Here is a 13,823-nt window from a genome sequence, read left to right as displayed (position 1 = left end):
TTAACGGAAATCCAGTGCCCTCAGGAGACTACTGGTTTAGAGTAGAATATATGGAACCAGCAATACCAGATCAAGAAGGTAACCCTGGAGAACCTAGACCTAATACCATTAAAAATCACTTTACCCTCAAAAGATAAATAGGAAGTGAATCAGAATTAAGTATAAAAAAAGGAGGCAATTGCCTCCTTTTTTTATACTTAATTGGTAAAGCTATTATAAATAAATTAAATTCGTGCTATGGAATTTTCTTCAAAATTATTAGAGAACGCTGTACAAGAAATGGCACAATTGCCAGGAATAGGGAAGAGAACAGCATTAAGATTAGTATTACATTTATTAAAGCAGCCTGAAGAGCAAACTACACATTTAGCTAAAGCATTAATAGACCTGAAAACAGAAGTGAAATTTTGTAAAAAATGTCATAATATAAGTGATTTTCAAATTTGTGAAATTTGTTCAAACCCCAATCGGGAAAAAAAAATGGTTTGTGTAGTAGAAGATGTTAGAGATGTGATGGCTATAGAAAACACAAGTCAGTACAGAGGTTTGTATCATGTGTTAGGAGGTAAGATAAGTCCTATGGATGGTATAGGTCCTAATCAATTAAATATAACAACACTTATAGACAAGGTAAAAGAAGGTGAGGTTAACGAAATTATATTTGCATTAAGCAGTACGATGGAGGGAGATACTACTAACTTTTATATTTATAAACAACTAGAAAATCTTACTATAAAAACTTCAACTATAGCTAGAGGTATAGGGGTTGGAGATGAATTAGAGTATGCAGATGAAGTAACCTTAGGTAGAAGTATTGTAAATAGAGTTCCATTTGAAAACTCTTTAAAAAATTAGGTTTGGTAGAGTTATCTGTTATTATTCTTAATTATAAAGTTCCTTATTATTTACTTCACTGTTTAGAAAGCGTATCTAAATCAATTCAGCAAATTTCAGCTGAAATTATTGTTGTAGATAATTACTCTCAGGATGAAAGCTGTGGCTTAGTGAAATTTTATTTTCCAGAGGTTATTTTAATTGAAAATAGAGTTAATTATGGGTTTAGTAAGGGAAATAATATAGGCATAAATAAAGCAAGAGGTAAATATATTTGCCTTTTAAATCCAGATACATTAGTAGGAGAGGAAACATTTAAAAACTTTATATCTTTTGCTCAAACAAAATCAGATTTTGGAGCTATAGGTCCTAAATTAATAGATGGAGGTGGTAATTTTCTTCCAGAATCAAAGAGAAACCTCCCTACACCAAAAGTAGCCTTAAAAAAAATATTGAATTTAGAAAAAGATTATTATTCTGACTTAAGGGAAACTGAGGTGGGTAAGGTAGAAATTCTTGTGGGAGCTTTTATGTTTATGCAAAAAGATAGGTTTGAAGAAATAGGAGGCTTAGATGAAGATTATTTTATGTATGGGGAAGATATTGATCTTAGTTATAAATTTCTAAAAAAAGGTTATCAAAATTATTATTTAGGTACTGAAAATGTAATTCATTATAAAGGTGAAAGTACCGTGAAAGATAAAAAATATAGGGATCGGTTTTATGGAGCTATGGAGATTTTTTATAAGAAACACTTTAAAAAAAACAACTTTTTAAGACCACTAATTCATTTATCTTTAGCTTTAGCTAAGTCGTTTTTTAACCCTAAACCAGAGCAAACCGATATAATTAATTATGAGAAAATATATTGGGTGAGTGATTCTGAAATAAATTCAGGCTTCAATTCTTTAGGAAAATCACCTATAGAAATTATCAATAAAAAGGAGTTAAAAAATAAAAGCATCAAAAATTCAAAAATAATTTTTGATGCTAATTATTTAACATATACAGAAATTTTTAGTATAATGGAGAATCATAAAATGAAGCAAAATTACTTTCGTATAAAACCTTTAAAGTATAATTTTATTATCGGAAGTGATCATAGCAAAAGTCAAGGAGAAATTCTTAAGTTGTAAAATTTATTAAATAATTACTTTTTGATTTAAATTTTAATTAAATTCGCAATCCGTAATAAAAAAAATACCTTCGAGTTAACGATATGGCAAAAATTGAACTTAAATTACCCAAAATGGGAGAGAGTGTTGCAGAAGCAACAATAACTAATTGGTTAAAAGAAGTTGGAGATACAATAGAAGAAGATGAAGCTGTATTAGAAATAGCTACCGACAAAGTAGATAGTGAAGTGCCAAGTGAAGTAGATGGGGTTTTAATTGAAAAGTTTTTTGAAGCAGATGATGTAGTACAGGTTGGAGAAACTATTGCAATTATAGAAACAGAAGGCGAAGATTCAACTAAAAAAGAAGATCAACCTTCAGTAGAAACGAAAGAAACCTCAGCAGAAGATAGTGCTAATGTTACTGCTGCAGAAAATATTGTTCATCAAGCAAAAGAAACGGTAAGTCAAGATTACTCTTCAAGTGAAAGATTTTACTCGCCGTTGGTGAAAAATATTGCAAAACAAGAAGAAATAAGTTTAGAAGAATTAGAAAAAATATCAGGAACTGGTAAAGATGCTAGGGTTACCAAAGATGATATTTTAGCCTATGTAGAAGATAAAAAATCTACTTCAAAGACTCAAACAGCACCAACTCCTTCAAAGCCTACACAAAAGGCAGTAAATGTACCAGTAAGTGTAAATGGTGAAGATGAAATTATAGAAATGTCTAGAATGGGAAAAATGATTTCTCACCATATGATGAATAGTGTGCAAACTTCTGCTCACGTTCAATCTTTCATAGAAGTAGATGTTACTAAAATTTGGAACTGGAGAAAGAAAGTGAAGAATGATTTTGAAAAACGTGAAGGAGAAAAAATAACATTCACTCCAATTTTTATGGAGGCAATAGCAAAAGCAATTAAAGATTTTCCTCTTATTAATATTTCTTTAGATGGAGATAAAATTATTAAGCGTAAAAATATTAATTTAGGAATGGCTGCTGCTTTACCCGATGGTAATTTAATTGTTCCGGTCATAAAAAATGCAGACCAATTAAACCTAAGAGGTTTAGCGAAGCAAGTCAACGATCTTGCAGGTAGAGCAAGAGGTGGTAAATTAAAACCAGATGATACACAGGGGGGCACTTATACCGTAACTAATGTGGGTACTTTTGGTAGTATTATGGGTACTCCAATTATCAATCAGCCTCAAGTGGCAATTTTAGCATTGGGAGCCATTAGAAAAGTTCCAGCAGTTATAGAGACGTCAGAAGGAGACTTTATTGGCATTAGGTATAAAATGTTCTTATCACATAGTTATGATCATCGAGTAGTAAATGGTGCTTTAGGCGGACAGTTTGTTCAGCGTGTAGCTCAATATTTAGAAAATTTCGACGATCAACAAACTTTATAATAATTAAGATTATAATAGTGAAAAAGCCACGATTGTCTTCGTGGCTTTTTTTATTATATTGAAATTGAAAAACGCTAAAGAATAATTTATTTTTTTAAGCAACTTCGTAAAGTTATCTTTGCCGTAAATATCATTTTATGAAACTGAATCTTAATAAGCCAATTTGTTTTTTTGACTTAGAAACTACAGGAACTAATATTTCTAAAGATAGAATTGTAGAAATAGCTATTTTAAAAGTCTTTCCTAACGGAAATAAAGAAAGTGTAAACTGGAGGGTAAATCCAGAAATGAAAATACCTGCAGAAACCACAGAAATACATGGCATATCAGATGAAGATGTTGCTAATGAACCTACTTTTAAAGACCTGAGTAAGAAAATTTACAATATGATAAAGGGCTGTGATCTTGGTGGTTATAATAGTAATCGTTTTGATATTCCTTTATTAGCAGAAGAGTTTTTAAGAGCAGAGGTAGATTTTGATTTTAAAAATTCAGTAGCAGTAGATGTGCAAACTATTTTTCATAAAAAAGAAAAAAGAACCTTAGAAGCAGCTTATCAATTTTACTGTGATAAAAAATTAGAAAATGCTCATAGTGCAGAAGCAGATACTTTGGCAACTTTCGAAGTATTAGAATCTCAACTAGAGAGATATCCAGATTTAGAAAATGATACCAAGTGGTTAGCAGAGTTTAGTGCTCATAAAAAACATGCAGATTTTGCCGGATTTATTGTTTTTAATAAAGAAGGAAAAGAAACTTTTGCATTTGGTAAAAATCGTGGCAAATTGGTAGAAGAAGTTTTAGAAAAAGAACCAGGATATTATAATTGGATCCAAAATGCAGATTTTCCTTTATATACTAAAAAAGTATTAACTTCTATTAAACTCAGAAAGTTAACCGAAAAGCTAAACTAAAATGAAGATAATTTGTATTGGTAGAAATTACACCAAACATATTGAAGAGTTAAATAGCGAAAAACCTGAAGAACCAGTCATCTTTTTAAAACCAGACACTGCTGTTCTATTAAAAAAACAACCCTTTTTTATTCCAGATTTTTCTAATGATGTTCATTATGAAGTAGAGCTGTTGGTTAAAATCACTAAAGTAGGAAAGTATATTCAAGAAAAATTTGCCCATAAATATTATAATGAAATTGGGTTAGGAATAGATTTTACGGCGAGAGATCTTCAAAATCAATTAAAAGAGAAAGGTTTACCTTGGGAAAAAGCAAAATGTTTTGATGGGGCTGCGGTTATTGGAGAAAAATGGATAGATAAAAATGAGTTTTCAGATCTTCAAAACTTAAATTTTACGCTGCAAAAAAACGATGAGACTGTTCAAGAAGGAAATACAGCCTTAATGCTTTGGAAAGTTGATGAAATTATAGCTTATGTATCTCAATTTTTTACCTTAAAGATAGGAGATGTTATTTTTACAGGAACACCATCGGGGGTAGGGAGAGTTCAACCCAACGATAAGCTGGTAGGGGCAATAGAAGGAATAAAAATATTTGATATAAATGTTAAATGATGAGAACATATAATTTAGATGAGCTTTCTCTGATGGCTGATGGAGATGAAGGTTTTATAAATGAAATGGTTAAAACTTTTATAGAAGAACTTCCAGAAGATGTTAAAGCTATGAATGATGCGATAAGCAATGATAATGCAATTTTAACCTACCAAGTTGCTCATAAAATGAAGCCAAACCTTCAAATGTTTGGTATAGACTTAAGTAGTGATGTTACAAAGTTGGAGCAATGGTCTAAAGCTAATCTTAAAAAAGAAGAAATTTTACCACACGCCCAACATGTAACGAATACAATTACTGAAGTTTGTAAAGAATTAGAGCAAGATTATAAATTATAATGAAAGCAGAAATAATCACCATTGGCGATGAAATTTTAATTGGTCAAATTGTAGATACCAATTCAGCTTTTATTAGTCAAGAATTAAATAAAATTGGTATAGATGTGCATCAAATCACCTCTATACAAGATGAAGAAAATCACATCTTAACGAGTTTAAAAGAAGCTTCTAAACGAGTACAAATCGTTATAGTTACCGGAGGTTTAGGTCCTACAAAAGACGATATCACCAAAAAAACATTCTGTACCTATTTTAAGGATGAATTAATACTAAATCAAGACGTCTTACACAACGTTGAAGAGTTATTTAAAAAATATGTAAAAGATCCTATTTCCGAATTAAATAAAGGGCAGGCATATATTCCTTCAAAAGCTACAGCACTTCATAATTTGCACGGTACCGCACCAGGAATGTGGATAGAAGAGAATGGAGTAGTTTACATTTCATTACCAGGCGTACCTTTTGAAATGAAGTCGCTTATGCAAAACGAAGTGTTAGGTAAGCTAAAAGAACGTTTTAAAAGACCTTACATTATTCATAAGACGGTGTTGACTTACGGAATGGGTGAAAGTGCTATCGCCGAAAAAATTGAAATATGGGAAAATGAACTTCCTAGTTTTATAAAACTTGCTTATTTACCAGGTTTAGGTCGTGTACGATTAAGACTTTCAGCTCGAGGGAAAGATGCAAAAATATTAAAAGATGAGCTAGAACACCAATTAACAAAATTAAATTTTTTAATAGGTGATATCATAAAAGGTTATGAAGGTGAAGGCTCTCTTGAAGAACAAATTGTACAAAAATTTTTAAAATCAGGTAAAACTCTTACCACTGCAGAAAGCTGTACTGGCGGGAGAATAGCAGCAAAATTAACTTCAATACCAGGAGCTTCTGGTTTTTTTAAAGGCGGTATTGTAACCTACCAGACCAATACAAAAAGAGAGGTTTTAGGGATTTCTCAAGATATTATAGATGCCTACTCTGTAGTAAGTGAAGAGATTACCAAAGAAATGGCTATTAAAGCGAGAGCTTTATTTAATGCAGATTATGCTATTGCTACCACAGGAAATGCTGGTCCCAATAAAGGCGATAGCGATGCAGAAATAGGTACGGTATTTATCGCAATAGCCACTGAAGGTGGAGTAGAGGTTGTAGAAGCTCACTTGGGAACGCAAAGAGAAAAAGTAACAGAAAAAGCAGTTTATAAAGCGTTAAGCTTAATTTTAGAACAAGTAAATAAATAAATATTTTTTCTTCATTCGTTTGTATATAAGATAAAAATATTGTTAATTTGCAGCCTGTTTTGAAATAACGAGAAAAGATTAGAAAACATGTCAAGAGTTTGTGAACTTACGGGGAAAAAAGCAATGGTAGGGAACAATGTTTCTCACGCAATGAATAAGACTAAGCGTAAATTTAACGCTAACTTAGTTAAAAAGCGTTTCTACATTCCTGAAGAAGATAAATGGATTACTTTAAAAGTGTCTACTTCTGCTTTAAAAAATATTAACAAACGAGGAATCTCTGCTGTAATCAAGGAAGCTAGAGAAAAAGGTTTCTTAAACAAGTAATCTTTTAACCTTTAATACGAAGAAAAATGGCAAAGAAAGGAAATAGAGTTCAGGTAATTTTAGAATGTACAGAACACAAAACATCTGGTAAACCAGGTACATCTAGATATATTACAACGAAAAATAAAAAGAATACACCGGATAGAGTGGAGTTAAAGAAATTTAACCCAATTCTAAATAAAATGACGGTTCACAAAGAAATAAAGTAATTAGTTATGGCAAAGAAATCGGTAGCATCGTTACAAACAGGATCTAAAAGGCTTACAAAAGCAATAAAAATGGTTAAATCTCCAAAATCTGGAGCTTATACATTTATAGAACAGATTATGGCGCCAGAAGAAGTAAACGATTTTTTGAAAGAAAAATAAATCGAACTATAAAATAAACGGAGCCGCTTTGATATTTTTTCAAAGCGGCTTTTTGTTTTGTATATTTGCAACAAATTAACCTGGGCGTTTCCACACCAAAAGTGTGGTCGGGCTTTCGGCAGTCGCTTTTTAAAATGTAAAAATTTTAAAAGAGCTTCAACAATGCCTCAATCCCTAACGCAAACCAAAGTGAAATTATGAGTTTGTTTAAAAAGATTTTTTCAAAAGAAAAAAAAGAAACTTTAGATAAAGGATTAGAAAAGTCTAAAGAAAATTTCTTTGGTAAATTAAGTAAAGCCGTTGCCGGTAAATCTAAAGTAGATGATGAAGTTTTAGATAACCTTGAAGAGGTTTTGGTAGCGAGTGATGTTGGTGTTAAAACAACAATTAAAATTATAGATAGAATTGAAGAGCGTGTCGCTAAAGATAAATACCTTGGTACTGCTGAACTCGATGAAATTCTCCGTCAAGAAATTGCAAGCCTATTAAGTGAAACCGGTTCTGGTGAAGCTACAGAATTTACAGTTCCAGATAAGAAGCCTTACGTGATCATGGTAGTAGGAGTGAACGGAGTAGGCAAAACAACAACTATAGGGAAACTTGCTTATCAGTTTAAGAAAAAAGGAAAAAAAGTAGTTCTAGGTGCAGCAGATACGTTTAGAGCTGCAGCGATAGATCAATTACAAATATGGGCAGACCGTGTAGATGTACCTATTGTAAAGCAAAGTATGGGTAGTGATCCTGCTTCTGTTGCTTTTGATACCATTCAAAGTGCTATAAAACAAGATGCAGACGTCGTAATTATTGATACTGCGGGTAGACTTCATAATAAAGTAAACCTTATGAATGAGCTTACTAAAGTAAAGCGCGTGATGAAAAAGGTAGTAGATAACGTTCCAGATGAAGTTTTATTAGTTTTAGATGGTTCTACAGGGCAAAATGCATTTGAACAAGCCAAACAGTTTACAGCGGCTACAGAAGTAACTTCGTTAGCGGTTACTAAATTAGATGGAACTGCAAAGGGTGGAGTTGTAATTGGTATTAGTGATCAATTTCAAATTCCTGTAAAATATATAGGCGTAGGAGAAGGTATGGAAGACTTGCAGATTTTTAATAAAGTAGAGTTTGTCGATTCTTTCTTTAAAAAAACAATTTAATGTCAGAAATTGAAAATAGACCTAGCCCATTTTCTAAAGACAGGTTTAAAATTACACTATGTAAAGTCATTTTCTTTTATAGTGTTTTTTTTGTAGTGATGAAAATTATGGCATTGTTTAACGGTTATCCTATGAAAGTTTCTCTAATTATGAGTACGCCTTTTGTATTGTTATCTCTTTGGGGCTTATACATAGTAAGAAATAAAACCTTTAATTGGTTGTATGTAATCTTAGGGATTTTAGTAGTGTCTTTAGTTCGCTACTATGAGTTGAGCATTTTTGATTATTTGGTGAATTAAATTATTTTTTACTTTCATTAGGGATGTAATATCTTAATTTTGCTTTCCCTTCTACTAATTCATCTACGTTTGTATTTCGTTGCTCATAGTAAATTTCTTCATAATCTTTTATGTATAGAGGGTCAGGTACTACATTGGTAGCGAATTTTACTTCGTTGCTGTAGGTGCTATCTACATTGGCTAAAACTAAGACATGATGTTCTACGTAGCCAATGTTTTTATGACTGTCAAATTCAAGCGTGATGTAGCCATAATTTCCTACTGCAATAGGACGATCAAAACTGTTAGTGGTAATACAAGAACAAGAAGCTTGTACGTCTTTTATATATAAAGGATGAGCTCCTGTATTTTTAAATTTATAAGACACATTTAATTTTTCTCCTCTAATTAAAGGATAATAATGCCTTATCGGATCTTCAAATGCCATAGTGGTATTGCTTGCAGCTTCTTCAGCTTGATTAAAAAGTTTATCACAAGAAGAAAATGTTGTAATTAGGAGTAAGGCAATTATAATGCGTTTGATTTGCATAAGATGTTTTTTATCAGATTAGTTAATGATAATTTGATCGCAAGCCATCTGTCTTTTTTGATGGTTATCTTCAGATCTTAAAATTTTAATATTCAATAAATCGTATTTTTTTTGATCTAGTGAAATGCTTATGGCTTTCTTTTCCTTAATGATAGATTTTTTAATTTGAATAGCTTTAAGAACTTTTTCAGCATTGCTTAGAATAACCTCTGAAGGAAAATATATATGATGCTGAGGATCGTTTAAAAAACTAAGTTTAATTTCGTAAAGGTTATCTTCTAAATCATTAGCGTTTACGCATATCTCTAAATCATCTATAGAATTAATAAGCCAGTTATTGTTATAGTCTAGAAAGCCAAAACTACCATTATTTAATGTTTTTTTATTTTTATAATCGTGATCAAGTTGAGATAAAACTTCAAAATCTTTATTTAAAAATAAGTTTTTTGTTTTATTGTAATTTTTAATTTCCTTTTTCCAAAATTCAATATATTCAGAAATTTTAAATCCTTGTTCATTATAAATAGTAACTCCAGTTTGATGAGAAAGTGTTTCTAATTGATAAAGTAACTTAGCTACTTCGGGCTTAATTAATAGAGTTTTATTTATAGTTTCTGCATAGCCATATTTTTCAACACCAAAATAACGCATAAGCTCTAATTTTAAAAAGCAAACACTCATTAGCAAAGATTTTGTTTGTTGGTCTTGGTGTTTTTTTGTTAAAGTATTTAAGTCTTTATAAAATGTATTAAGTAAAGCAGGATTTAAATATTTATGATACGCATCATTCATACCTGTATAAATACCCATAGTATATTTAGAATCAGAAAATTCATGATTTATTTTGCTGTAAAATTGGTAAGAAAGTTCGGCTACTTCAGTAGGGAATCTTTTTAAAAACTCCTCTTTCAAAATTTCATCTACATCTAGATTAACATTATATAGTAATCGAGCTGTTGTAGCGCATTTTATTTCTTGTAGAACAGAATACGTTTCACTTCCGTTAATAAAAACTCCAGTAACTCCGTTGTTTTTTAAAAATTTTAGATTTTCTTGTAGTACTAAAAGATTAGGATAAAAATCTAAAAAGTTATCGTAATTTAAAGTATACTCCCAAACCAAAAGGTGGTTAATGTTAATTTGCCATTTTTTTAAATTCTCTAGAAGAGTATGTTTGTCATTTAACTCATTGTAAGCTTTTCCTCTTTGAAAGTTTATTGTACTAAAAAACAAACCAATATTATTTGGCTGCTTCTGCTTTGGAGGTTCGTTTACAGATAGATATGCAGTGGTGTAAAAATTTATATTCGGGTTTTGCAGCGCTAATTCATTTAGTAATTTAAAAACGGCTGGGGCTGCATTATTTTTCGTGTTACCTGCTTTTAGACATTTAGTACATTGGCAAGCCAAGGTGTTGTCTAAAGGCGCAATCATAAAATACTGGTATGATTCTTTTAGACTATCTATACGAGTTTTAATTATTTTTTTTAAATTTTCGCTAGAAAAACATAATTGATCGTGATTTCTTTTATGATTAATGAAAGCGTAAATTTCTTCATGATCTTCATCTTTAAGCCATTTTATAAGATTATGGCCCCAAAGTCCCCAATAATTATCTAAGGGCATGGTGTGATATTTCAATTGAAAATGTTTATTGGTGCTTAGCATTGGAAAATAACTTTCCCTGTAAGAAAAGCTACTTTCGGTTTGACTAAAGTTAGGCGTGCTTAGCAAAATGATTAATTGTAATAACAACCATTTTTGATATTGAAGTTTTACTTTCATACCTAAAATCGTATTTCACAAACTAGCGTAAGTTCATATTGATTTTCAAAATAATCATCTTTCAGTTTGTAGTTATACCAATTTCCGTAAAATCCAAAAGCTAAATTTTTATTTAGCGGATATTGGTATCCTGCTCCAACCATAGTATGTACAAAATCAAAATACCTATCATTTTGAAATGATAATCTAGGGTCGTAAGGCGCTGTACCAGCCGAAACCATTAATTGCACAAAATTTCTATGCTCAATCATATATTTAGATCTCAAAGCAAAGTTTAAGTAATTGTCATCGCTATCTGTTAAATAATTCAACTTAGCATTTAACCAAAATTGATTAAAAGGTTTAGATATTCCGACCACTCCAGCAATAAAATCTCTATCAGATTGAAGAATATCATAACGTGCCCCTAATTCTAATTCCCAATCATATTTAAATGATTTAAATACATTTACAGCAAAACGATGCCTTGGGAAATAACGGTTACTTAGGTAGTAATTTGCCTTAGCATATAAGGTAGAGCTGAATGTATGTTGCCATTCTACATCTAATTGAACACCTGCGCCACTTTCTCTTCCTACATAATTGAAACCTGCAGCATAGGCATTTTTTTTAGTAAATCTGGTATATTTAAAGCGTGCCAATCTGTTTACGAATAAGGTAGAATCTGAATCGAAGCGACTATAACTTGCATCAATTTGATTTTCGTAAGCTCTATTGGTTAGATACTCTATATGTTTTTTCCAAGCTGAAGCTTCCTCAACAGAAGGTCGGTAAATTTTTTGATATTCTAAAGCAGATTTGAAATCTTTCATGTTTTCGTAAATCTTACCTTTTGCAACCTTTAAATTATCTAGCCATGGGTATTCTTTAATTTTTTTATTGATGTAATTAAGTGCTCTCAAATCTTCATTGGCTTTGTGATAAGCCTCTACGAGTTCATTTACAGCCTTATTGTTTTTTGGAGTTACATCTATAGAATTAGTAAAATCTCGATAAGCATCACTGTTTCTATTCATGCTTTTACGATACATTCCTTTTTTATAATAAGCAATTGCAAGTCTACTTTTTAATTCTTGATTATAAGGATGATCTTCTAACATAGGTTCTAAAACGGCTATTGTCCAATCTGTTTTGTAATCTTCTAAATAAACATCGGCTAATTTTAATGCGATATCTAAATCTTCAGGATAAGTTTGGTGTGCTTCTTCAGCAAGAGCAGTTGCTTTTTCAATGTCTTCTGTAATTAACGCAGTGTTAATACTATAAAGATATAATTGTTTTGTTTTGTGATTTTTTAATAGATTATCTAGCTTACTAGAAGCTTCTCTGTATGCTTCATTTTTAATGAGTTCACTAATATAAAGCGTTAACTGACTTTCGTAAATATCGTGATATTTTTCAGATTCAGGATAGGTTTGGGTTAACTCTCCTGTAATATTTAGCGCATTTTCATATTGGCCTGTCTTAAAATATAAATCACTTTTCTGTATTTTATACTCAGGATTGTCAGGTTGTTTTTCAATTAATAGATTAGTGTAGACAAGAGCTTCTTCATATTTTTGCTGTTGCATAGAAATATTATAAAGCTGTTCATTTGCTAAAACCTCCCATTCTGGAATTGTTTTCAGCAATAAAAAAATAGATTTAGCCTCATATAACTGCTCTTGTTGTATTAGATCTTTACCTTCTTCAAATTTATTAAGTTGATAATTGTACTGAATATCTACATCTTCTGGATAGAAATTATATAATCGCTCCAAAGTTTTTTGATATCCGTTGTCGTCTTTTATACTTTTATAAACAGAAAGTTTTTTTAGTAATAACTCTTTATTATTAGGATCTTTTTCTAAAGCTTTATTAAGAAAATAAATAGCATCTGTATAATAACCTTTAGCTATAGCATTTCTTAAAATATAGTTTAAGGCTTGTTTATTGTAAGGGTTTTCTGCATATATTTTTTTATTGATTACGTAGGGGTCTACATTGTCATAATATCCCGCCGCTTGACTTTTTAAGTAAAGCTTTAATTGATAATATTCTTTTTTATTAAAATTTTCTTTCTTCTCTTCTAATAAATTGATAGCTTCTTGATAGCGATGAGTTTCTTCTAAAAGGCCAATCTTTTTTTGAATTAAATCTATATCGTTCGGAAATTGTTTTAGTGCTTTTGAAGAATATATAATAGCAGTTTCTGTGTCTCCACTATTCTCTATTTCATTTTTAATAAGTGCTAAATAAGCATCTTTATTACTAGGGTCTTCTTTAATGATATTGTTATAGGCATCATTAATTTCAGCGTAAGTTTTTAGATTTTTTCCTCGCTCACTCATCATAAAAATATAATTTTCTTGAACGCTTTTATCTTCAGGAAATATTTGATGAATTCGTTTTAACTCACGCATTGCCTCTTCGTGATTGCCCATTTCACGATAAAGGTTCATTTTCTTTATCCATAAACCTTTCTCGTAAGGAGTTTGCTCTAACATTTCATTTACATAGCAAATGGCAGAAGAGTAGCGCTGAGTGGTAGATTCAACATTAACTAAATAGGTAAGTGCTGTGTAGTTTTGTAGTCGAGCATCTGCCGCTTTTCTCAAAATATAGCGTGCTTTGTCATACTGACCAACTTCTAGATGACATTTACCTAAATATTCTTGTATGTCTATATCTTGAGGAGAGATTTGGTTAGCTTTTTTTATAATCTCTAAAGCTTTTTGGTAATTACCTTTTTGTTGTCCCCATTTTTTAGCAACAACATATAGGCTATCAGAAGATTTAGTTTGTGCTTGTAAACTTGCATAGGTGCCAAATCCAAACACCAGTAAAATTAATAAAAACCGTAGGTTAAGTTTTATGCTTTTCATACATCCTATTTCAAATAC

General features: G+C 30.9%; 15 protein-coding genes. 12 read left to right on the top strand and 3 right to left on the bottom strand.

The features are described from left to right. Positions 1–237: 237 nt before the first annotated feature. The 12 genes from recR to KW502_RS13840 all read left to right on the top strand — a co-directional run bounded on the left by recR (position 238) and on the right by KW502_RS13840 (position 8,627). Positions 238–855 (top strand): recombination mediator RecR, encoded by a 618-nt coding sequence (gene recR / locus KW502_RS13895; RefSeq protein ID WP_219041163.1) that lies wholly within the window; start codon positions 238–240, stop codon positions 853–855. A 2-nt stretch (positions 856–857) separates the two neighbouring features. Further along, complete coding sequence (locus KW502_RS13890; protein WP_219041162.1) at positions 858–1,970, top strand: glycosyltransferase family 2 protein; 1,113 nt, start codon at positions 858–860, stop codon at positions 1,968–1,970. Positions 1,971–2,053: 83 nt separating this feature from the next. Then, a complete protein-coding gene (locus KW502_RS13885) occupies positions 2,054–3,364 on the top strand; it encodes a dihydrolipoamide acetyltransferase family protein (protein ID WP_219041161.1) in 1,311 nt (436 codons plus the stop codon). Between the two features lie 137 nt (positions 3,365–3,501). Continuing rightward, positions 3,502–4,278 carry a 3'-5' exonuclease gene (locus KW502_RS13880; RefSeq protein ID WP_219041160.1) on the top strand — a complete coding sequence of 259 codons (777 nt, stop codon included), beginning with the start codon at positions 3,502–3,504 and terminating at the stop codon, positions 4,276–4,278. A gap of 1 nt (position 4,279) precedes the next feature. Continuing rightward, complete coding sequence (locus KW502_RS13875) at positions 4,280–4,894, top strand: fumarylacetoacetate hydrolase family protein (RefSeq protein ID WP_219041159.1); 615 nt, start codon at positions 4,280–4,282, stop codon at positions 4,892–4,894. Further along, a complete protein-coding gene (locus KW502_RS13870; RefSeq protein WP_219041158.1) occupies positions 4,894–5,232 on the top strand; it encodes an Hpt domain-containing protein in 339 nt (112 codons plus the stop codon). Before KW502_RS13875 ends, KW502_RS13870 begins: the two co-directional genes overlap by 1 nt. Continuing rightward, positions 5,232–6,476: a competence/damage-inducible protein A gene (locus tag KW502_RS13865; RefSeq protein ID WP_219041157.1), complete on the top strand. Its 1,245-nt coding sequence runs from the start codon at positions 5,232–5,234 to the stop codon at positions 6,474–6,476. The genes KW502_RS13870 and KW502_RS13865 overlap by 1 nt, the downstream gene beginning before the upstream one ends. 87 nt (positions 6,477–6,563) lie before the next feature. Then, positions 6,564–6,803 (top strand): 50S ribosomal protein L28, encoded by a 240-nt coding sequence (gene rpmB, locus KW502_RS13860; RefSeq protein WP_027884678.1) that lies wholly within the window; start codon positions 6,564–6,566, stop codon positions 6,801–6,803. A 26-nt stretch (positions 6,804–6,829) separates the two neighbouring features. Further along, positions 6,830–7,012 (top strand): 50S ribosomal protein L33, encoded by a 183-nt coding sequence (gene rpmG / locus KW502_RS13855; RefSeq protein WP_219041156.1) that lies wholly within the window; start codon positions 6,830–6,832, stop codon positions 7,010–7,012. Between the two features lie 6 nt (positions 7,013–7,018). Beyond that, positions 7,019–7,171 (top strand): DUF4295 domain-containing protein, encoded by a 153-nt coding sequence (locus tag KW502_RS13850; RefSeq protein ID WP_219041155.1) that lies wholly within the window; start codon positions 7,019–7,021, stop codon positions 7,169–7,171. Positions 7,172–7,368: 197 nt separating this feature from the next. Continuing rightward, complete coding sequence (gene ftsY / locus KW502_RS13845; protein ID WP_219041154.1) at positions 7,369–8,328, top strand: signal recognition particle-docking protein FtsY; 960 nt, start codon at positions 7,369–7,371, stop codon at positions 8,326–8,328. Then, on the top strand, positions 8,328–8,627 hold the full coding sequence (locus KW502_RS13840) for a hypothetical protein (RefSeq protein ID WP_219041153.1): 300 nt from the start codon (positions 8,328–8,330) through the stop codon (positions 8,625–8,627). The genes ftsY and KW502_RS13840 overlap by 1 nt, the downstream gene beginning before the upstream one ends. A gap of 1 nt (position 8,628) precedes the next feature. Here KW502_RS13840 and KW502_RS13835 read toward each other — a convergent pair whose 3' ends face one another. Genes KW502_RS13835 through KW502_RS13825 form a run of 3 tightly spaced genes read right to left on the bottom strand, consistent with a single transcriptional unit; the run spans position 8,629 to position 13,805 of the window. Beyond that, a complete protein-coding gene (locus KW502_RS13835) occupies positions 8,629–9,156 on the bottom strand; it encodes a DUF1573 domain-containing protein (RefSeq protein WP_219041152.1) in 528 nt (175 codons plus the stop codon). An 18-nt stretch (positions 9,157–9,174) separates the two neighbouring features. Further along, the gene (locus KW502_RS13830) at positions 9,175–10,941 is read right to left on the bottom strand and encodes a DUF4838 domain-containing protein (protein WP_219041151.1); all 1,767 of its coding nucleotides are present in this window, start codon (positions 10,939–10,941) and stop codon (positions 9,175–9,177) included. A 2-nt stretch (positions 10,942–10,943) separates the two neighbouring features. Then, on the bottom strand, positions 10,944–13,805 hold the full coding sequence (locus KW502_RS13825; protein ID WP_219041150.1) for a tetratricopeptide repeat protein: 2,862 nt from the start codon (positions 13,803–13,805) through the stop codon (positions 10,944–10,946). Positions 13,806–13,823 lie beyond the last annotated feature (18 nt).

It is taken from the genome of Mesonia aestuariivivens (assembly GCF_019311235.1).
Classification (GTDB): Bacteria; Bacteroidota; Bacteroidia; order Flavobacteriales; family Flavobacteriaceae; genus Mesonia; species Mesonia aestuariivivens.
This window is presented reverse-complemented; position numbering and strand designations above follow the sequence as displayed.

Bases quoted from the DNA above. Each gene is read 5' to 3' on its own strand.
- recR (WP_219041163.1), top strand. From the start codon at position 238: ATGGAATTTTCTTCAAAATTATTAGAGAACGCTGTACAAGAAATGGCA.
- KW502_RS13885 (WP_219041161.1), top strand. From the start codon at position 2,054: ATGGCAAAAATTGAACTTAAATTACCCAAAATGGGAGAGAGTGTTGCA.
- KW502_RS13880 (WP_219041160.1), top strand. From the start codon at position 3,502: ATGAAACTGAATCTTAATAAGCCAATTTGTTTTTTTGACTTAGAAACT.
- KW502_RS13875 (WP_219041159.1), top strand. From the start codon at position 4,280: ATGAAGATAATTTGTATTGGTAGAAATTACACCAAACATATTGAAGAG.
- KW502_RS13870 (WP_219041158.1), top strand. From the start codon at position 4,894: ATGAGAACATATAATTTAGATGAGCTTTCTCTGATGGCTGATGGAGAT.
- KW502_RS13865 (WP_219041157.1), top strand. From the start codon at position 5,232: ATGAAAGCAGAAATAATCACCATTGGCGATGAAATTTTAATTGGTCAA.
- rpmB (WP_027884678.1), top strand. From the start codon at position 6,564: ATGTCAAGAGTTTGTGAACTTACGGGGAAAAAAGCAATGGTAGGGAAC.
- rpmG (WP_219041156.1), top strand. From the start codon at position 6,830: ATGGCAAAGAAAGGAAATAGAGTTCAGGTAATTTTAGAATGTACAGAA.
- KW502_RS13850 (WP_219041155.1), top strand. From the start codon at position 7,019: ATGGCAAAGAAATCGGTAGCATCGTTACAAACAGGATCTAAAAGGCTT.
- ftsY (WP_219041154.1), top strand. From the start codon at position 7,369: ATGAGTTTGTTTAAAAAGATTTTTTCAAAAGAAAAAAAAGAAACTTTA.
- KW502_RS13840 (WP_219041153.1), top strand. From the start codon at position 8,328: ATGTCAGAAATTGAAAATAGACCTAGCCCATTTTCTAAAGACAGGTTT.
- KW502_RS13835 (WP_219041152.1), bottom strand. From the start codon at position 9,156: ATGCAAATCAAACGCATTATAATTGCCTTACTCCTAATTACAACATTT.
- KW502_RS13830 (WP_219041151.1), bottom strand. From the start codon at position 10,941: ATGAAAGTAAAACTTCAATATCAAAAATGGTTGTTATTACAATTAATC.
- KW502_RS13825 (WP_219041150.1), bottom strand. From the start codon at position 13,805: ATGAAAAGCATAAAACTTAACCTACGGTTTTTATTAATTTTACTGGTG.